Source organism: Cupriavidus sp. GW822-FHT02D05 (assembly GCF_058802485.1).
This window is the reverse complement of record NZ_JBXAOE010000013.1, coordinates 32,516-49,664: the sequence shown is the minus strand read 5'-3', so window position 1 is coordinate 49,664 and position 17,149 is coordinate 32,516. Positions and strand designations below refer to the sequence as shown.

Sequence of the window (17,149 nt, the reverse complement as noted above, 5' to 3'; positions counted from 1 at the left end):
CATCAGGAGGCATGTCATGACGGACACACTGATCAAGGTCGATCTGGCCGAATCCCCGTACGAGAATCCCAACGTCCACAATCGCTGGCACCCGGACATCCCGATGGCCTGCTGGGTCAAGCCTGGCGAGGACTTCATCCTGGAAACCTACGACTGGACCGGTGGCTTCATCAAGAACAACGACTCCGCCGACGACGTCCGCGATATCGATCTGTCCATCGTCCACTTCCTGACCGGCCCCGTCGGCGTGGAAGGCGCCGAGCCCGGCGACCTGCTGGTGGTGGACCTGCTAGATATCGGCGCCAAGGCGGAGAGCCAGTGGGGTTTCAACGGTTTCTTCTCCAAGCAGAACGGCGGCGGCTTCCTCACCGACCATTTCCCGCTCGCGCAAAAATCCATCTGGGACTTCCACGGCCTCTACACGTCCTCGCGCCACATCCCCGGCGTCAACTTCGCCGGCCTGATCCACCCTGGCCTGATCGGCTGCATGCCGGACAAGGCGCTGCTGGAGACGTGGAACAAGCGCGAGATCGACTTCATCGCCACCGAACCCGACCGCGTGCCGCCGCTGGCCAACCCGCCCTTCGCCGCCACCGCCCACATGGGCCGCCTGCAAGGCGACGCACGCGACCAGGCAGCTGCCCACGGCGCCCGCACCGTGCCCCCCCGCGAACATGGCGGCAACTGCGACATCAAGGACCTCTCGCGCGGCGCCAAAGTGTATTTCCCGGTCTATGTCGATGGCGCCGGCCTGTCGGTAGGCGACCTGCACTTCTCGCAAGGCGATGGCGAAATCACCTTCTGCGGCGCCATCGAGATGGCCGGCTGGGTGCATATGCGCGTGTCGCTGATCAAGGGCGGCATGGCCAAGTACGGCATCAAGAACCCGATCTTCAAGCCCAGCCCCATCACGCCCAATTACAACGACTACCTGATCTTCGAAGGCATCTCGGTGGACGAAGCCGGCCAGCAGCATTACCTGGACGTGCATGTGGCCTATCGCCAAGCCTGTTTGAATGCCATCGAGTACATGACCAAGTTCGGCTACTCGCGGGCGCAGGCCTATTCGATCCTCGGGACGGCGCCGGTGCAAGGGCACATCAGCGGCGTGGTCGACATCCCCAACGCCTGCGCCACGCTGTGGCTGCCGACGCAGATCTTCGACTTCGATATCCGACCTAGCGCGCAAGGGCCCGTCAAACACATCGGGGGCGATGTGGATCTGCCGATCTCGCAGGACGTGTGATGCCCTGCCGGACGCGCCATCGCGCGATGGCGTGCCCGGCTGCCTGTCATGAAACAACTAGCGGAGAGTGCCGGATGCCGACCTACGATTACCGCTGCCAGGATTGCGGCGTATTTGCCGTGATGCGGCCCATCCCTCGGCGCGATGAGCCTTGCGCTTGCCCGTCATGCGGCAGCTTCTCTGAACGGGCGCTGGTTGCGGCGCCATCGCTGGCCAGCATGCCGGCCGCATCGCGGCGAGCGCATGCGATTAATGAACGCAGTGCCGCTGCGCCGAGGGAGTCGGCGCGCGGTGGGCATGGGGCGGGGTGTGGCTGTTGTGGGAAAAAGGTGAACCTGGCCGGGGCGCCGGCGGCGGCGGCAAATGCGCCGAAGGGGAATCCTGCCGGGCGTCCTTGGATGATCAGCCACTAGCTGCCAGTGCCGGTCGGGCGGATGTGATTGGCCTGCGCTTGGGCTAGATCCGCCCCGCAAACGCTTGAAGCACGGTTGCCAACGCAATAGCCTCCTGCGCCGAAAGCTCCACGGGGTCATCATGTTTAGCAACCACCTTGATCTGGATGGACGAATCTTGCTCGATCCAGATCCTTATCGAACCATCGCTCGATTCGAAGTAGTCTTCATCTGACATCTTATGCATAGCCATTGATCCCTGTTGCAAGAGCAGCCAGCTCACATCTCGTCCACCGCCGTGGTCGCCGTCACCACGCCCGCTTCCTTCTCCATCGAGAACCGATCCCGCGTGGTGACGTAGAAGCTGGCCCCGAATCGTCCCACCGGAAAGTAGTTCTGCAGCCGCACGCGCCAGGCCTGCGTATCGATCAGATCGTCGCGCGCATGCAGCCGCAGCACGCGGCCTATGAAAATCTGCCGGCTGGTCGTCTCCAGCGTTTCCCACAGGGTGCACTCGAACGCCACCGGCGCCTGGGCAATTCGCGGCGGCGCCACCGCGCTCGATGGCAGCGACGTCAACCCCACGCGTGCGAGCTCGCTCTGCTCCGGCGGCAAGCGCTCGCCGCAGCCATGCATCTTCTCCGCCATCGCTTCATCGCTCAGGTGCACGACAAACTCCCCGGTGCGCACGATATTGGCCGCGGTGTCCTTGAGCGCGCCGTCGTGCAGGCGGTTGATGCTGATCATCACGATGGGCGGCTCCTCGCCCAGCATGTTGAACATCGAGAACGGCGCGGCATTGACGGTGCCGTCTTCCGACAGCGTGGTGACCAGTGCGATCGGGCGCGGCACGATCAGGCTGGCCATCAGCTTGTAGCGCTGGTATTCGGTGATGGCCTCGAAATCGATTTCCATGCTTGTTTCCTGTGATTCGGCCTTACTCCCCGGCCAGGCCCAGCATCTGCGCAAGGCTCTTCTCGCCCTGCATGCGGGACGTTTCGATGCGTTGCTCCAGCTCGCGCAGGTGCGACTCCATCCGTTCGACGGCGCCGGTGGCGTCGCGCCGCTCGATGCAGTCCACGATGGCGGCGTGCTCGTCGTGCTCGCAGGGCGCATGGCCCGGCGGCTCGTACAGGCCGACGATCAGCGAGCAACGCGAGACCAGTTCAGTGAGGTAGCGCTGCAGCACGGGGTTGCGCGCGAGCGCGGCGATGCGCAGGTGAAAGCCGCTTGCCAGCCGCGCCCATGAGGGCTGGTCGAAGCGGTGCATGGCCTCGTGCTCGGCGGCCAGTTGCTGGCGTAGCTCGCGCAGGTCGGCGGGCGTGACGCGAGCCACGGCGAGCTCCACCAGCACGCGCTCCATGGCGCGGCGCGCTTCGAAGATCTGGCTGGTCTCGGCCGGCGTGGGCTCGGCGATGACCGCGCCCTTGTTGGGGCGCAGGTCGACAATGCCATCGTGCGCCAGTTTTTCCAGCACGCGGCGCACTACCGCGCGGCCTACGCCAAACAACTGGCACAACTCCGGCTCTGGCAGCTTGGTGCCGGGCGTGAGCCGGTGGTTGAGCACGCCATCGAAGATGGACTGGTAGATGCGCGCGTCAGCGTCGCCGCCGAGCTCGGCGCCGGCGTCCTTCGAGGTTGCAGCAACGGGCGCCGCGTCGGGCTTCTGTCTGACGGCTTTTGGCGTTGCCGCTTTCGGCTGGGCGGTGCGGGGCGAGGCGATGCGAGGCATGACGTTGGTCGGGGACATGGAGCGCATGATGTTAGCGCGAAGCGGCGGCCAGCGGCGCCACTTGGTCGAGGTGGTCGCAAATTGCGCCGGGCGTGGTGAACCACACCTTGCCCTGCCGGCGGCTGCAGGCGATATGCGCCAGCGCGCGGCGCAGGTGGCGCAGGCGATACGGCTGGCCCACCAGGTAGGGATGCAAGGCAATGCCCATCACCAGCGGTTGCGGATGCCGCGCGTGGCAGGCCTGCGCCAGCATCTCGTCGAATTGGTCGATGATCATGTCGGCGAAAGCGCTGCCGTCCAGATGGCGGCCCACGATCATCGGGATGTCGTTGAGCTCCTGCGGATAGGGAATCGACCATAGCGGGCCGCCGCGCGTTTCCATGCGCACCGGGCGGTCGTCGTGGCACCAGTTGAGCGTGTAGCGGTAGCCGGTCTCGGCCAGCAGGTCGGGCGTGAGTGCGGTCTCGGCGATCCAGGGCGACAGCCAGCCCGATGGCGCGGCGCCTGCGTGCGCGGCGATGCGCTCGCGGCAATGCAGCAGCAACGCGCGCTCGCCGGCTTCGTCCAGGTCGCTTTGCCGGCGTGCGTTGGTGTGGCCGTGCCCGATCAGTTCGTCCCCGCGTGCCAGGCAAGCGCTGACCACCTCAGGGCAATGATCGTAGAGCGCGGTGTTGATCAGCACGCCGGCCGGCAGCGCCAGCTGGTCGAACAACTCCAGGCAGCGCCACACGCCCACGCGGTTGCCGTACTCGCGCCAGCTGTAGTTGAGCACGTCGGGCTGCGGCGCGACCGGTCCCAGGTTGGCACCCAGCCCCTCGCCAAAAGCGAAGTGCTCGATATTGAAGCCCAGGTAGACCGCGAGGTTGGCGCCGCCGGGCCAGCGGTAGGCGTCCACATCGGTGATGGGCCGGTAGCCAAAGCGCCCGTGCGTGCGCAGCGGCCCGTACTCGGGGCCGGGCGCCGCACCGTGGGGGCCGCCGGGTGCCTGGGCGGCGGAAGGAGTCGGGTTATGCGTCATCTTCTGGATCGCCTCAATGCGTCTTTGCCAATGCAGGGGAACCGCCAGCGCCGGCCATGCCCCGCTTTGGCGCCATCCGGGGCATCGGGGGGACATCCGGGGGCATCCGGCACCGACATCGTGCAGGCATGGCACCGGGTTGATCGTATGCAAGTTGTCATGCATATCGTTCGCAAAAATTAGGCCATATCGTAGACACATTGATTTCACTATCGCTGAACGATATTCGAGTGGTTTGTCGACGTATGGCATGGCTCTTGCGAGCGGGACACCACGCGTCGCCGACCCTTCCCTCTTGCCGCATTCCTTTCCGGAGAACCGCCATGTCCACCGTCTCACGCCGCGCCCTGCTCGCCGCCACCGCCATTGCCGCCTGCGCCATGCCGGCCCTGCCCGCGCTGGCCGCCGACACCATCAAGATCGGCTTGGTCACCGCGTTGTCCGGCCAGTCCGCCCGCGCTGGGGAGTCGCTCACGCGCGGCATGACCATCGCCATCGACGAGATCAACGCCAAGGGTGGCCTGCTGGGCGGGCGCAAGCTGGAGCTGGTGCGGCGCGACGATGAAGGCAATCCCGCCAAGGGCGTGCTGGCCGCGCGCGAGCTGATCTACAAGGAGAAGGTGGCGGTGCTGTTCGGCGGGCTGGACACGCCGGTGTCGATGGCCATCGTGCCGGTCGCCAACCAGGAGAAGGTGCCGTTCATGGGCCCGTGGGCAGCGGGCACGCCGATCACGCGCAATGGCGCCAACCCCAACTACGCCTTCCGCGTCTCGGCGGTCGATGAGGTCGTGGACAAGGCCATGCTGCAATACGCGCAGAAGCGCTTCAATGCCAGCAAGCCCGGCCTGATCCTCGTCAACAACCCCTGGGGCGAATCGAACGAGAAGGGCATCGTGGCGGCGCTGTCCGCCAAGGGCATGAAGCCCGCGGGCATCGAGAAGTTCGAGGCCAATGACGTGGACGTGGTGCCGCAGCTCGGACGCCTGAAAGCGGCCGGCGCCGACGTGCTGTTCATGGTCGGCAACGTGGGGCCGTCGGCGCAGGTGGTCAAGTCGCTGGACCGCATGGGCTGGAAGGTGCCGGTGGTATCGCACTGGGGCCCCGCCGGCGGACGCTTCACCGAGCTGGCCGGACCTAATGCCAGGAACGTGCACTTCGTGCAGACGTATAGCTTCTTCGGCTCGCCCTCGCCGGTCAGCACGCGCGTGGTGGCGGAACTCAAGGCGAAGTACAGCGACATCAAGGGTCCGGACGACATCACGCCGGCCGTGGGCGTGGCCAATGCCTACGATGCCACGCAGCTTGCCGCGCTGGCCATTGCGCGCGCCGGCTCGACCAAGGGCGACGCGGTACGCGAGGGCTTCTACAAGATCGACCGCTATGAAGGCCTGATCAAGACGTATGTGAAGCCGTTTTCGCTCGAGTCGCACGACGCGCTCAGCGAGAACGACTATGTGTGGGCGCAGTTCATCGACAACCGGATCGTGCCGGTGGCGAAGTAAGCGGTCATTTCAACAAGATGCTGGCGTCACAACAAGGACTCACCATGTTATGGATCTCCGCCCTGATCAGCGGCCTCGGCCTGGGCAGCATGTACGGCCTGATGGCGCTCGGCTTTCACATTACCTACGCGGTCTCGGCCACAGTCAACTTCGCGCAGGGCAGCTCGATGATGCTGGGCGCGGTGCTGACCTACACCTTCGCCCAGACGCTGGGCTGGCCGATGCCGCTGGCGGTGGTGCTGGCACTGGCGCTGTGCGCGCTGTACGGGCTGGCGGTGGAGTTCCTGGCGGTGCGCCCGTTTGCCAGCCGCGGCTCCAACGCTTGGCTGATGGCCACGGTGGCGCTGGGCATCGTGCTCGATAACGTGGTGATGCTGACCTTCGGCACCGAGCCGCGCAGCCTGCCCTCGCCGCTTGCCACCTCCGCGATGCGGCTCGGCGACACGGGCCTCGGGGTGTATCCGCTGCAGTTGCTGATCCCGGTGATCGGGCTTGCGCTGGCCGGCGTGCTGCACCTGGTGCTGCGCCGCTCGCGCTGGGGCGTGGCGATGCTGGCGGTGGTGCAGAACCGCGACGCCGCGCGGCTGATGGGCATTCCGATCCGGCGCCTGGTAGCGGCGGCGTTCGCGCTGTCCACGCTGCTGGCCGGCATCGCCGGCGTGCTGATCGCGCCGCTGTTCAACGTGCAGTCCGACATGGGCACGGTGTTTGGCCTCAAGGCCTTCGCCGTTGCCATCCTGGGCGGGCTCGGCAGCGCCTGGGGCGTGATGGTGGCGGGCCTGATCTTCGGCGTGGCGGAGGCGCTGGTGACGGCCTCGCTCGGCTCCGGCTACACCCAGATCATCACCTTCTCCCTGGTGATCCTGCTGCTGGCCATGCGGCCGGACGGCTTGTTCGGACGCGCGGAGGTGCGCAAGGTATGAACGATTCCACGCTGACATCCACGCGCGGTGGCGCGCCGCGCACCGCCTCACCGCACGCCGCGCCTGCGAGCGCGCGCTCGCCGCTGCTGGGCCTGGGCACGCCGCTGCAGGTAAGCGCGATGGCGCTGGCCCTCATCGTGGCCGGTGCCGCCGCGCTGCTGGTCAACGGTTACTTCGTCTTCGTCATCGCCGGGGTGGCCATGCTGGCGATCTGCGGCGTGGGCCTGAACCTGCTGCTAGGGCTGACGGGGCAGATCTCGTTCGGCCACGTGGCCTTCTATGCCATTGGCGCGTACACCGTGGCCATCCTCACCGGCCCGGCCGGCTGGAGCTTCTGGGCGGCGTGGCCGGTGGGCGCATTGATCGCCGCGGTCACTGGCGCCCTGCTGGCGCTGCCGGCGTTGCGCGTGAAAGGGCCCGGCCTGGCGATGGTGACCATCGCCTTCGGCTTTATCGTGGAGCACGGCGCGGTCGAGTGGCGCGCGCTCACCGGCGGGCAGAACGGCCTGATGGGTATCGCCCAGCCTTCGCTGCCGGGCGTGGATGGCGGCGAGCGCGCGCTCGCGCTGATTGCGCTGGCGGTGCTGGCGATTGCCCTCGCGGCCTATGCGCGGATTTCGCGCGGCGCCTGGGGCGCGGCCATGCGCGCGGTGCGCGACAGCGAGACGGCGGCGGCGTCCATCGGCATCGATCCTCTCGTGGTCAAGACCGTGGGCTTTGCCTTCTCGGCCGCGCTCGCCGGGCTGGCCGGCGGCCTGTTCGCGCCGCTGCAGGGCATGGTCACGCCGGGCATGTTCTCCTTCCTGCAATCGATCCTGTTCGTGCTGGTGGTCATGATCGGCGGCGCGGGCACGGTGGCCGGGCCGGTACTGGGCGCGGTGGTGGTGGGCGTCTTGCCGGAGCTGCTGTCGAGCCTGGAGAACCTGCGCCTGCTGTTTTTCGGCGGCCTGCTATTGCTGGTCCTGTGGGTTGCGCCGGGCGGCATCGCCGGTGTGATCGGCCAGCTATGGCAACGCGCCCGTGCGCGGCATCGTGCCTCGGGTGAAGGTGCCGATGCCAGCTTGCCCGCCTTCCCCTCCCTGGCCGCCCTGCCCGCCGCCAGGCAGCGCGGGCTTTCCGCGCAGGGCTTGTCCATGGTGTTCGGCGGCGTGCGCGCGGTCGACGATCTCTCCTTCGTCATGCCCGCCGGCGCGGTGACCAGCCTGATCGGCCCCAACGGCGCGGGCAAATCCACGGTGCTCAATCTGTTGTCCGGCTACTACCGCCCGCGCGCCGGCGGCCGCAGCCTGGGCCAGGCCGCGCTGCCCGCGCGCGGCGCCTGCCATAGCGCGCGCAACGGCATCGCCCGCACCTACCAGACCTCGCAGCTGTTCGCCGGCATGAGCGCGGCCGACAACGTGGCCATCGCCTTGCGGCGCGGGCGGCTTGGCGCGCTGCTGGGTATCGCGGGCTTCACCGCGCCGGCGGTGCGCCAGCAAGCGCTGGACCTGCTTGCCGCGTGCGGCTATGCCGGCGACCCGGACGCCTGTGCGGCAGGCCTGGCGCACGTGGACCAGCGCCTGGTGGAAATTGCGCGCGCGCTGGCCACCCGCCCCGCGGTGCTGCTGCTCGATGAGCCCGCCGCCGGGCTGTCGCGCGAGGACAAGGCGCGGCTGGGTGCGTTGCTGCGCAGGATTGCCGACAGCGGCATTGCGGTGGGGCTGGTCGAGCACGATATGTCGCTGGTGATGGACGTGTCGGACGGCATTGTCGTCATCGATGCCGGCCAGCATCTGGCGGCGGGCACGCCGGCGGCCATCCGCAGCGATCCGCACGTGCGCCGCGCCTACCTGGGCGAGGCCACGGTGTTGCCCGGGCAAGACAGCGCCCAGGCAGCCCGCCCGCGCAAGGTGCCGTCCGACGCGCTGCGCGAAGTGCTGGGTGTAAATGCACTCAGCGCGGGCTACGGCGCAGCGCCGGTGCTACACGACGTGGCGCTGCAGGTCCGCGAAGGCGAATTGGTGGCGCTGCTGGGCGCCAACGGCGCGGGCAAATCCACCTTGATGCGTGCGCTGTCTGGCCTGCACCGCCCGGTGCAGGGCGGCATCACCTTCGATGGCGTGGACCTGGCGCGGCTGGACGCCGAGCGCATCGCGGCCATGGGCGTGGTGCTGGTGCCGGAAGGCCGGCAGGTGTTCCCCGAGCTATCCGTGCTCGACAACCTGCGGCTGGGCGCGTTTCCGTCCGGTCCGCTGTCCCATATGGAAATGGTCAAGCGGGTCGAAGCCATGCTGACCCGCTTCCCGCGGCTGCGCGAGCGCCAGCATCAGCGTGCCGGCCTGCTCTCCGGCGGTGAGCAGCAGATGCTGGCGATCGGGCGCGCGCTGATGTCGAACCCGCGCGTGTTGCTGCTCGACGAGCCATCGCTGGGCCTGGCGCCCAAGGTGATCGCGGAGCTGTTCGCCTCGCTGGACCAGCTGCGCGAGGCCTCGATCAGCATCTTGCTGGTGGACCAGATGGCCGCGCTGGCACTGGCGCTGGCCGATCGCGGCTATGTGATGGAGGAAGGCCGCGTAGTGGCCAGCGGGCCGGCGGACGAACTGGCGCGGGATCCCGCGCTGGCGCAGGCGTACCTGGGCGGGCACTGAACCCGGCGGCGAACCGCTCAGCCCGCCGGCTGCGCCTCGCCGTCGAACAGGTGCAGGAAGCGATCGAGGATCAGCAGGTGATCCTCGAACATCTGCCCTTCCAGCGCCAGCAGCTCCTGTTGCGGCACCCAGCGCACCGCGGCGGCGTCGTCTGCGGCGGCCACGGCAGGCAGCGCATCGAGCGGCAGGTCGAAGAAGAAAGCGTGGGTCAGCGTGCGCCCGCGCTGGCTGCGCTCGGGATGATCGAACAACGCCTGGTCGCGCAAGGATTGCTGCAACGCCGACTTGGACAGCCCGAAGCGCGTCTCCTCGTCGAGCTCGCGCAGCACCGCGTCGGCCACGCGCTCATGCTGGTCGAGGAAACCCCCGGGCAGCGCCCAGGCGCCGCGGCCGGGCTGTCCGCCGCGGCGGATCAGCAGCACCTGGCCGCAGCAGCGCACCACCGCATCCACGGTCACGAAGACCGGCGGATACGGCGCGGCGGCCCAGCGGCGGCTGTGGTCCTGCAGGAAGCGGTACTCGGCCAGCAAGGCCGCAAATGCTTCGCGCCCGGCGAACTCACGCAGGAAGGCGGCCACCGGCTGCGGCAGCACGCTCTGCAACCCCTCCAGCCCGCCCTGCTGCTCGAACCATTGCCGGCGCACGTCGGCGGCGTTGAGCTGCCCGAAGCTGGGCTGCGGCACCAGCTCCCACCCGGGAAAGTCATTCAGGTAGCCCGACGAGGCATCCTTGAAATGCCCGAACAGGCCAACGCGCGGCGTGCCTTGCGCGCAAGCCTCGATCGCCGCGCCCGCCACGGCGCGCACCGCCGCTGTCCAGCGCGCGCTTTCGTAGTAGTCGCGCACCACCACAAAGCGCAGGTCGGCAACGCGCGCGGCGTCCCATGCCGCGACGGCGCCCTCGATCATCTGGCGACGCTCATCCGCGGAAAACGGATTCTTGACGGTGCGGGCGCCGCCGGCGGAACCCAGCACCACGATCACCGTGCTGGCCTGCGCCAGCGCCTGGCGCAACATGGCGAAGTGACCATTGTGGAAGGGTTCGAAACGGCCGATATAGACCAGGCAATCGAAGGGGACAGTGCTCGGCGGCTGGGTCGGTTCGGTCTGGTTCGTCGGGTAGATCATTTCAGCTCGCAACACATGCATAGCGGCAGCGCGCCTTCTTGCTGCCGGAACTCGCGCGACGCGCGTACTTCCGGCGGCAGGCGATCCGCCGAGATCAGCGAGAAGCCGTAGCGGGCAAAGTAGCTGGGGCAACTGGCGCTCAGCAACACGGCGCGCGTGCAGCCGTTGGCGCGGGCGCGCATGAGCACGGCGGAAACCATATGGGAGGCGATGCCGCGATCGCGATAAGGCGGCAACACAGCGACCGAGCGCACGACCACGGTGTCGCCATAGCCTTCGGCGCCAGCGCAACCGACAATGCCGCCGTCGAGCACCGCAATATGGAACAACGCCAGCGAGGGATCGAGATCGGCGCTGGCGAGGCCACATGCTTCAAGGACTTCCGCGATTGCCGGCCAATCGGCCGGTTGTGCGGCGCGGATACGCAGATCTCTTGTCATTGCAATTATCTCCCCGCCACGCACGATGGCGGAGGTTGTCATGGATGGACTGCGCTGACTTCACACTACATGATTCGAGCGACTTGTTCCAGCGGGGAAAACGGCATAAGCAGCGCCTTATCCACCGAATGAATGAGGCGGGGCCAAGGCAAAATAGCTTGACGGGAAAGGGAAAGAACAAAGGGAAATGGAAAGGAGCGCGAAGCATCGCGGCGCCCGGCTGCATGGCGCGATCGCCCTGGCCATGACCGCAATACTGGAGGCGGGGGAACGGAATTGAACCGCCGTGTACGGCTTTGCAGACCGTCGCATAACCACTCTGCCACCCCGCCGCTGCCGGGACGCCGCGCTTTGGCGCCCGCTTACAGTGCGGGGCGCAGTTTAGCCGGAAATGAGAAACTCTGCACGGGGCGCACAACGGCGCCCGCACGCTTGCCGAAGGCCGGGGCGATCAGCGCGAAAGAATGGACATGGTGATCCGGGAGACGCACACCATCTTGCCTTCTTCGTTGCGGATCTCGATGGCCCATACATGGGTGGTGCGGCCGATATGCACCGGCGTGGCGGTGCCGGTGACATAGCCCGTGCGCGCCGCGCGCACATGGTTCGCATTGATGTCGAGCCCGACACAATATTGGGTCTCGCTATCCAGGCACAGGCTGGCGGCGCAACTGCCCAGCGTCTCCGCCAGCAGTACCGAAGCGCCGCCGTGCAGGATGCCATGCGGTTGCACGGTGCGGCGGTCCACCGGCATGCGTGCACTGAGCGAAGTCTCGCTGATCTCGGTGAACTCGATGCCCAGTTGCTCGACAGCGGTGTCCTTGTGGCGAGCCTGGAGGTCTTTCAGGGAGGGGGGTGATTTCCACAGCATGCACGGTCTCCGATTGGTTTGTGCTGCATTCTAAAGGCAGTAGTCCGCGGACGTTCGCGGGGCGGCGCGTGCCCGGCCGATTCGGGGCGGCCACGCTTAGGCCATCGATGTATCGGATCCCACTGTGCAACGGCGCCACAAACTCTTGCCAGGCAACGCATTCGGGTGATCGGATGTTGCGGTTAAGCGTTAAACTGGCATGCGCAGCATGGTTAACATGCACCTAAAATCACATTAATGCGCGAGCCAGCCTGGCACGGCTGCGCTGGCGGCACTCGATTACCAGGCGCTCAATTCGGCCCGAGCTTCAACCAGAGTTCCATGACGTCGTTTACGTATGACGCAGTTCTAGCGGACGAGCCCCCTGAATGGCCATCCTCCGACCGGAACCCACTGTTATCCGCCGGGGGATCGGCGCGGGATGCCTGGGCATTGCTCGAGGCTTCGGGCGCGCTCGCCCTGCAGATCGATGTCGCGGGCAACATCATCCTGGCAACCGAAGCCTCGGCGCAGTTGCTTGCCTATCCCCGGGAATACCTTCTTAAATCCTCGATCCTGGATGTCGTCTCGTTCGAGCAGCGCGAGCAGCTCGCCGGGCTGCTGCGTGCCTGCGAGCAGGAGGCGCCGTGCAAGACCGGCCGCATCCGCTTCTCCGGCGGCGTCGGCGAAAGCCGCTGGCTGGACCTGCGCGTGTGCCGCCATGCCGACGAGGACGGCAACCCGAGCTTGCTGCTGTTTGGCTACGACGTGACCGACTGGGTCGACAACGAAGAACGGCTCATCGAGGCGTCCTTTCGCGACCCGCTCACCGGCGTAGGCAACCGCGCCATGGTGCGCGAACGCATTGCCGGGTACTTTGCCGAAGATGGCACGGCAAAGGCGCCATTTGCGCTTGCCCTGATGGACCTCGACGGGTTCAAGAAGGTCAACGACTCGCTCGGCCATGAATTTGGCGACGCCTTGCTCAAGCAAGTCAGCGTGCGGCTGCTCGGGGCGGTTCGCCCGACGGACATGGTCGCGCGGCTGGGCGGCGATGAGTTCGTGCTGCTGCTCGACGGGATCGCCTCGGAAGCGGCCGCCATCGGCATCGTGGAGAAGGTGATCCATGTCTGCAGGCAGCCTTTTCACCTGGCCGGTTGCCAGATCCGCGTCACCACCAGCCTGGGGCTCACCTTCGGCACGCTGGCCCATCAGTCCGAGTCGCAATTGCTCAAGCGTGCGGACCTGGCCATGTATGACGCCAAGGCGCAGGGCAAGAATCGATACTGTGTCTACACGCCGGAGCTGGAGCATCGGCTGGATGAGCAGTTCCGGATCGAACAGAACATGTTCGAGGCCGTCCAGAACGGCGAGTTCCTGCTTCACTACCAGCCGATCGTGTGGCCCGGCTCCGGCAAGGTCTGCGCGGTCGAGGCGCTGATGCGGTGGCAACACCCGACGGGGTCCATCCCGCCGGGCGTGTTTATCCCGGTTGCGGAGCATAACGGCCTCATCAACCATCTCGGGGCGTGGGCGCTGCGCTGCGCCTGTGCGCAGCTGGCCAGCTGGGACGCGCTCGGGCTGGACGTGGGATACATATCGGTCAATGTCTCTCCGGTCCAGTTCAGGCACCCCGGCTTCGCGGACAGCGTCAGGCGGGCCATCAAAGATGCCGGCGTCAGCTCGCACCGGCTGGTCCTGGAAATCACGGAAGGCGCGTTGATGACCGACCCCGAGGCAGCGCAAGACTTGTTGACGGAGTTGCGCGCATTGGGCGTGCGGTTCGCGGTCGACGACTTCGGCACGGGGTATTCCAGCTTGTCGTACCTGCGCCGCTTCCCGCTCTCGGCACTGAAGATCGACCAGAGCTTTGTGGCCGACATGATGGACTCCCCGCATGCGCGGACCATCGTGTTTGCCGTGTTGTCGCTCGCGCGGGAACTCGGGCTGGTGGCCATCGCCGAAGGCGTGGAGTCGGACGAGCAAAGCCAGTTGCTGGCCGAGCAAGGCTGTGAGCTGGTGCAGGGCTGGCGCTATGCAAAGGCAATGAGCCCGGCCCAGTTCGTGGACCTGGCGCAAGCCGGCACGCTGCAGCTTGGCAATGCCCAAGTGTTCTCGAAGTAGGCGCCGCCATGTCAAACAATGAAAGCAATACGCTCTTCGAGACACTATGGAGCCGCATGGCGCAGCAAGGGGATTTCCCCACGCTGCAGTTCTGCATCGACAACGTTTTCAAGACGCTCAACAGCGACACCAGCGTCGGCGAGATGGCTGCGGGCGTGCTCTGCGATTTCAGCTTGTCGCAAAAGGTCATACGCCTGGCCAACTCCGCCATGTATCGCTCGTTCGGGGGCGAAGTCACGACGGTGTCGCGCGCCATCCTGGTCCTGGGGGTTGAAGCGATCAGCCACCTCACGCTCGGGGTCCAGTTGCTGGACTATTTCTCCGGGGTAGCCATCAACCGGCCGCAGGCCACCACTGAACTGAAGCAGGCCCTGATCGCCGGCGAGTTCACGCGCGCGCTCAGCAACGCCCAAGGCATCAGGCAGGCGGAAGAAGCCGTGGTCTGCACGTTGATGCACCACATGAGCCGCCTGCTTCTGGTCTTCTACTTTGCCGAGGAGTGGGAACAGATCCAGGCCCTGTGCAAGGGCGATTCCGAGAAGGAAAGCGAAGCGTGCCAGCAAGTGCTGGGCGTCACCCTCGAAGACATCGCGGCAGCGGCGGCGATCAAATGGAGGTTGCCCAGCCTGATCGCGACGTCGATGCGCTGCCAGCGCTTCGACTCGGATTCGGTGCTGGAATCCCACGCCGACTGGCTGGGCGCGATTGCCAACATCTCCTCCCGGGCCGCCACGCTGGTGGCAAGGGACGCGCCGCAGGAAGAGGTCCAGGCCTTGCTGCTGGATCACGCCGAGGCACTGGGCCTGCAAGCAGGTGCGGTGGATGGCGCAGTCCTGCAGGCCCTGGCACTGAACGTCTCCATGACCAATGCGGAGTCACCCGAAGCGGCCAAGGCCACCCCCGCCCTGAATGCCGGTAAGCCGAAGGATGCCCTCAAGCGCCTTCAGCAAAGCCTGCAGGAAGTACAGCGCGAGGGCGGCGAGCTGCCGGTCTCCGAGCTGGCGCCGCTGGTGCTCGAATCGGCCATGCGGGCGCTGAACTTCTCGCATTGCTTCCTCATGCTGCTCAACCCCATGGCGAAGCGTTTTGGCGCACGGGTTGGATTTGGCGAGGGCATGCGCGAGAAGATGGAAGCGCTATCCTTCGAAGAGGGCTTCGTCCCCGATATCTTTCACTTCGCCGCCATCGGCAACAAGCCGCTGCTGTTCGAAGACTCCTTTGACAAAGAGGTGGCGCACCGCGTGCCCCGCTGGTATCGGGAACAGATGCCCGATGCCCGCTCCATCCTGCTGGCGCCCGTGATGATCAAGAATCGCTGCGTCGCCATGATCTGCGGAGACTGGGGCCCGACGGCCTGCACGGGCGGGCTGTCCGATGGAGAGATGGAAGCCATCAGCCTGCTGACGCGGGAGATCTCGGCGAGCTTCCTCAGGTCTGCCGAGCACAGGTAGGCGCGGTGCTGGCCGCAGGCATTGTTACCCCCGGATTGAAAAATTAGGATGAGGATGATTTTTTCGGAGATTTCGCTGGAGCAGCTGGATAGCCTCTCGGCACAGGACGCCGACGCACTGCCCTTCGGCACCATCGGCTTTGCGTCGACGGGCATCGTCGAGCGTTACAACGCCACCGAATCGCGGCTCGCGGGATTGTCCCCGGAACGGGTGCTCGGCCGGCATTTCTTTGCCGAGGTGGCCATCTGCATGAACAATTTCATGGTGGCCCAGCGCTTCGAGGATGCCGATTCGCTGGACGAAACCATCGACTATGTCCTCACCCTGCGCATGCGCCCCACGCCGGTCAAGCTCCGCTTGCTCAAGAGTCCCGGCCGCGACCGGCTCTATGTGCTGATCCAGCGATAGGCGCGCCATGGCAATGGCACATCCCGGGGAGAGCCAGGGCGACCTGGCCGCTCTCGCGGCCGAGAACGAGGAATTGCTGACCTTCCTCTATATGTCTCCGGCAGGCATCCTGCGCATCGACGCAGCCGGAAACGTGGCGATGGCAAACCCCAAGGCAGCCCAGGTGTTGATGCCCATCTCGCGCACGGGCAGCCTGGACAATCTCTTTGCCGTATTCGAGGACCTGGCTCCTGAGCTAAGGAGCATGGCGGCCACGTTCGCGCATGAGCGCGGCTATATCTGCGAGAACCATCGCATCTTCCTGCCCACGCGCAAACAGCAGGAGCCCAATGTCCTGTCCTGCTCCATGCTGCGCGTCGCCCAGGACTGCACGATGGTGGTGCTCACGGACATCTCGAAGGTGGTCGCGCAGGAGCGCAACCTCAAGCAGACCGAATCCTGGCTCGCCGCGGTCTATTCGGCGGTGAATGATTTCGCGTACTTCTCCCTGGACGCCACCGGCCGGATCGACAGCTGGAACCAGTCCGGCCAGCGCCAGACCGGCTTCGAAACGCAGGACGTGGAAGGCGCCACGCTGCGCCTGTTCTGCCATCCGGACAGCGACTTCCCCGCGCGGCTCGACGAGCAGCTCCGGCTCACGCGCGAAAGCGGCTGGCATGTTGAAGAGCTATGGTGCGTCACCCGTGACGGCCGGCGTTACTGGGGCCAATTGCTGGTGGCGGCACTGGAGGAGATCGACGGCAAGGTTTCCGGCTACTCGGTCGTGCTGCGCGATGTCACGGAACGCAAGCTCAGCATCGACAAGGTCAAGGAGCTGCTCACCAGGGACCATCTGACGGGGGCCGCCAACCGCGGGCATTTCTTCGACGTCGGCGAGGCGGAAGTGGTGCGTGCCCGGCGCCTGCGGCAACCCTTGTCGGTCGTCATGCTGGACGCCGACCATTTCAAGGCCATCAACGACAACCTCGGCCACGCGGCGGGCGACCATGTCCTCAAGGAACTGGTCGCCTGCTGCCAGGGCGTGCTGCGCGCCATCGATATCATTGCCCGGCTGGGCGGGGAGGAGTTTGCCCTGCTGCTGCCGTCGACCGATGCGGATGGCGCCAGGGCGACGGCACAGCGCATCCGGCAAGCGGTGGAGCAGCACGCGTTCCACTTCAATGGCGTGGACATCCGCTGCACGGTAAGTCTGGGTTGCGCCACGATGCCTGGCGCCGGGGGCACGCTGGACGATGTGCTGGCAGCGGCCGACAAGGCCCTTTACCAGGCCAAGGCCGCGGGCAGGAACTGCGTGGCGAGCCAGGACTGA

At 66.4% G+C, this 17,149-nt stretch carries 16 protein-coding genes and 1 tRNA gene; 9 read left to right on the top strand and 8 right to left on the bottom strand.

What is annotated here, in order from left to right:
* The first annotated feature begins 16 nt into the window (after nucleotides 1-16).
* Together fmdA and AC1RQK_RS18470 are read left to right on the top strand one after the other, a co-directional pair.
* A complete protein-coding gene (fmdA, locus tag AC1RQK_RS18475; RefSeq protein ID WP_492374772.1) occupies nucleotides 17-1,246 on the top strand; it encodes a formamidase in 1,230 nt (409 codons plus the stop codon).
* On the top strand, nucleotides 1,246-1,659 hold the full coding sequence (locus tag AC1RQK_RS18470; protein ID WP_492810397.1) for a zinc ribbon domain-containing protein: 414 nt from the start codon (nucleotides 1,246-1,248) through the stop codon (nucleotides 1,657-1,659). The genes fmdA and AC1RQK_RS18470 overlap by 1 nt, the downstream gene beginning before the upstream one ends.
* A gap of 43 nt (nucleotides 1,660-1,702) precedes the next feature.
* Here AC1RQK_RS18470 and AC1RQK_RS18465 read toward each other — a convergent pair whose 3' ends face one another.
* The 4 genes from AC1RQK_RS18465 to AC1RQK_RS18450 are packed head-to-tail and all read right to left on the bottom strand — an operon-like array spanning nucleotide 1,703 to nucleotide 4,388.
* Nucleotides 1,703-1,876: a hypothetical protein gene (locus AC1RQK_RS18465; RefSeq protein ID WP_492810395.1), complete on the bottom strand. Its 174-nt coding sequence runs from the start codon at nucleotides 1,874-1,876 to the stop codon at nucleotides 1,703-1,705.
* 41 nt (nucleotides 1,877-1,917) lie between these two features.
* Nucleotides 1,918-2,553: a flavin reductase family protein gene (locus AC1RQK_RS18460; RefSeq protein WP_492374769.1), complete on the bottom strand. Its 636-nt coding sequence runs from the start codon at nucleotides 2,551-2,553 to the stop codon at nucleotides 1,918-1,920.
* 22 nt (nucleotides 2,554-2,575) lie between these two features.
* Nucleotides 2,576-3,388, bottom strand: a complete 813-nt coding sequence (locus AC1RQK_RS18455) for a GntR family transcriptional regulator (RefSeq protein ID WP_492374768.1) — start codon at nucleotides 3,386-3,388, stop codon at nucleotides 2,576-2,578.
* Nucleotides 3,389-3,401: 13 nt separating this feature from the next.
* Entirely contained in the window at nucleotides 3,402-4,388 is a 987-nt protein-coding gene (locus AC1RQK_RS18450) for a polysaccharide deacetylase family protein (RefSeq protein ID WP_492374767.1), read from the bottom strand.
* Nucleotides 4,389-4,711: 323 nt separating this feature from the next.
* Between AC1RQK_RS18450 and AC1RQK_RS18445 the strand changes: the two genes are divergently transcribed.
* The 3 genes from AC1RQK_RS18445 to AC1RQK_RS18435 are packed head-to-tail and all read left to right on the top strand — an operon-like array spanning nucleotide 4,712 to nucleotide 9,440.
* Nucleotides 4,712-5,890, top strand: a complete 1,179-nt coding sequence (locus tag AC1RQK_RS18445; RefSeq protein WP_492374766.1) for an ABC transporter substrate-binding protein — start codon at nucleotides 4,712-4,714, stop codon at nucleotides 5,888-5,890.
* A gap of 44 nt (nucleotides 5,891-5,934) precedes the next feature.
* Nucleotides 5,935-6,813, top strand: a complete 879-nt coding sequence (locus AC1RQK_RS18440) for a branched-chain amino acid ABC transporter permease (protein WP_492374765.1) — start codon at nucleotides 5,935-5,937, stop codon at nucleotides 6,811-6,813.
* Nucleotides 6,810-9,440, top strand: coding sequence for a branched-chain amino acid ABC transporter ATP-binding protein/permease (locus tag AC1RQK_RS18435; RefSeq protein WP_492810392.1), 2,631 nt, complete (start codon nucleotides 6,810-6,812; stop codon nucleotides 9,438-9,440). The genes AC1RQK_RS18440 and AC1RQK_RS18435 overlap by 4 nt, the downstream gene beginning before the upstream one ends.
* A gap of 17 nt (nucleotides 9,441-9,457) precedes the next feature.
* On the opposite strand, the gene AC1RQK_RS18430 is transcribed toward AC1RQK_RS18435, so the two are convergent.
* The 4 genes from AC1RQK_RS18430 to AC1RQK_RS18415 form a co-directional block, all read right to left on the bottom strand.
* Complete coding sequence (locus tag AC1RQK_RS18430) at nucleotides 9,458-10,567, bottom strand: bifunctional nicotinamide-nucleotide adenylyltransferase/Nudix hydroxylase (protein ID WP_492810390.1); 1,110 nt, start codon at nucleotides 10,565-10,567, stop codon at nucleotides 9,458-9,460.
* Nucleotides 10,564-11,007 carry a GNAT family N-acetyltransferase gene (locus AC1RQK_RS18425; protein WP_492374762.1) on the bottom strand — a complete coding sequence of 148 codons (444 nt, stop codon included), beginning with the start codon at nucleotides 11,005-11,007 and terminating at the stop codon, nucleotides 10,564-10,566. The genes AC1RQK_RS18430 and AC1RQK_RS18425 overlap by 4 nt, the downstream gene beginning before the upstream one ends.
* Nucleotides 11,008-11,264: 257 nt before the next feature.
* Nucleotides 11,265-11,339: transfer RNA gene (locus tag AC1RQK_RS18420), tRNA-Cys, on the bottom strand.
* 119 nt (nucleotides 11,340-11,458) lie between these two features.
* Nucleotides 11,459-11,878: a hotdog fold thioesterase gene (locus tag AC1RQK_RS18415; protein WP_492374761.1), complete on the bottom strand. Its 420-nt coding sequence runs from the start codon at nucleotides 11,876-11,878 to the stop codon at nucleotides 11,459-11,461.
* Nucleotides 11,879-12,199: 321 nt separating this feature from the next.
* On the opposite strand from AC1RQK_RS18415, the gene AC1RQK_RS18410 reads away from it, so the two are divergent.
* Genes AC1RQK_RS18410 through AC1RQK_RS18395 form a run of 4 tightly spaced genes read left to right on the top strand, consistent with a single transcriptional unit; the run spans nucleotide 12,200 to nucleotide 17,149 of the window.
* Nucleotides 12,200-13,981: a putative bifunctional diguanylate cyclase/phosphodiesterase gene (locus AC1RQK_RS18410; protein ID WP_492374760.1), complete on the top strand. Its 1,782-nt coding sequence runs from the start codon at nucleotides 12,200-12,202 to the stop codon at nucleotides 13,979-13,981.
* A gap of 8 nt (nucleotides 13,982-13,989) precedes the next feature.
* Nucleotides 13,990-15,432, top strand: coding sequence for an HDOD domain-containing protein (locus AC1RQK_RS18405; protein ID WP_492374759.1), 1,443 nt, complete (start codon nucleotides 13,990-13,992; stop codon nucleotides 15,430-15,432).
* A 48-nt stretch (nucleotides 15,433-15,480) separates the two neighbouring features.
* Nucleotides 15,481-15,840, top strand: a complete 360-nt coding sequence (locus AC1RQK_RS18400; protein WP_492374758.1) for a phosphonate transporter — start codon at nucleotides 15,481-15,483, stop codon at nucleotides 15,838-15,840.
* A 7-nt stretch (nucleotides 15,841-15,847) separates the two neighbouring features.
* On the top strand, nucleotides 15,848-17,149 hold the full coding sequence (locus AC1RQK_RS18395; protein WP_492810386.1) for a sensor domain-containing diguanylate cyclase: 1,302 nt from the start codon (nucleotides 15,848-15,850) through the stop codon (nucleotides 17,147-17,149).

What these genes read in the sequence shown, in the direction of transcription:
- fmdA (WP_492374772.1), top strand. Translation starts at nt 17, where the DNA reads ATGACGGACACACTGATCAAGGTCGATCTGGCCGAATCCCCGTACGAG.
- AC1RQK_RS18470 (WP_492810397.1), top strand. Translation starts at nt 1,246, where the DNA reads ATGCCCTGCCGGACGCGCCATCGCGCGATGGCGTGCCCGGCTGCCTGT.
- AC1RQK_RS18465 (WP_492810395.1), bottom strand. Translation starts at nt 1,876, where the DNA reads ATGTCAGATGAAGACTACTTCGAATCGAGCGATGGTTCGATAAGGATC.
- AC1RQK_RS18460 (WP_492374769.1), bottom strand. Translation starts at nt 2,553, where the DNA reads ATGGAAATCGATTTCGAGGCCATCACCGAATACCAGCGCTACAAGCTG.
- AC1RQK_RS18455 (WP_492374768.1), bottom strand. Translation starts at nt 3,388, where the DNA reads ATGTCCCCGACCAACGTCATGCCTCGCATCGCCTCGCCCCGCACCGCC.
- AC1RQK_RS18450 (WP_492374767.1), bottom strand. Translation starts at nt 4,388, where the DNA reads ATGACGCATAACCCGACTCCTTCCGCCGCCCAGGCACCCGGCGGCCCC.
- AC1RQK_RS18445 (WP_492374766.1), top strand. Translation starts at nt 4,712, where the DNA reads ATGTCCACCGTCTCACGCCGCGCCCTGCTCGCCGCCACCGCCATTGCC.
- AC1RQK_RS18440 (WP_492374765.1), top strand. Translation starts at nt 5,935, where the DNA reads ATGTTATGGATCTCCGCCCTGATCAGCGGCCTCGGCCTGGGCAGCATG.
- AC1RQK_RS18435 (WP_492810392.1), top strand. Translation starts at nt 6,810, where the DNA reads ATGAACGATTCCACGCTGACATCCACGCGCGGTGGCGCGCCGCGCACC.
- AC1RQK_RS18430 (WP_492810390.1), bottom strand. Translation starts at nt 10,567, where the DNA reads ATGATCTACCCGACGAACCAGACCGAACCGACCCAGCCGCCGAGCACT.
- AC1RQK_RS18425 (WP_492374762.1), bottom strand. Translation starts at nt 11,007, where the DNA reads ATGACAAGAGATCTGCGTATCCGCGCCGCACAACCGGCCGATTGGCCG.
- AC1RQK_RS18415 (WP_492374761.1), bottom strand. Translation starts at nt 11,878, where the DNA reads ATGCTGTGGAAATCACCCCCCTCCCTGAAAGACCTCCAGGCTCGCCAC.
- AC1RQK_RS18410 (WP_492374760.1), top strand. Translation starts at nt 12,200, where the DNA reads ATGACGTCGTTTACGTATGACGCAGTTCTAGCGGACGAGCCCCCTGAA.
- AC1RQK_RS18405 (WP_492374759.1), top strand. Translation starts at nt 13,990, where the DNA reads ATGTCAAACAATGAAAGCAATACGCTCTTCGAGACACTATGGAGCCGC.
- AC1RQK_RS18400 (WP_492374758.1), top strand. Translation starts at nt 15,481, where the DNA reads ATGAGGATGATTTTTTCGGAGATTTCGCTGGAGCAGCTGGATAGCCTC.
- AC1RQK_RS18395 (WP_492810386.1), top strand. Translation starts at nt 15,848, where the DNA reads ATGGCAATGGCACATCCCGGGGAGAGCCAGGGCGACCTGGCCGCTCTC.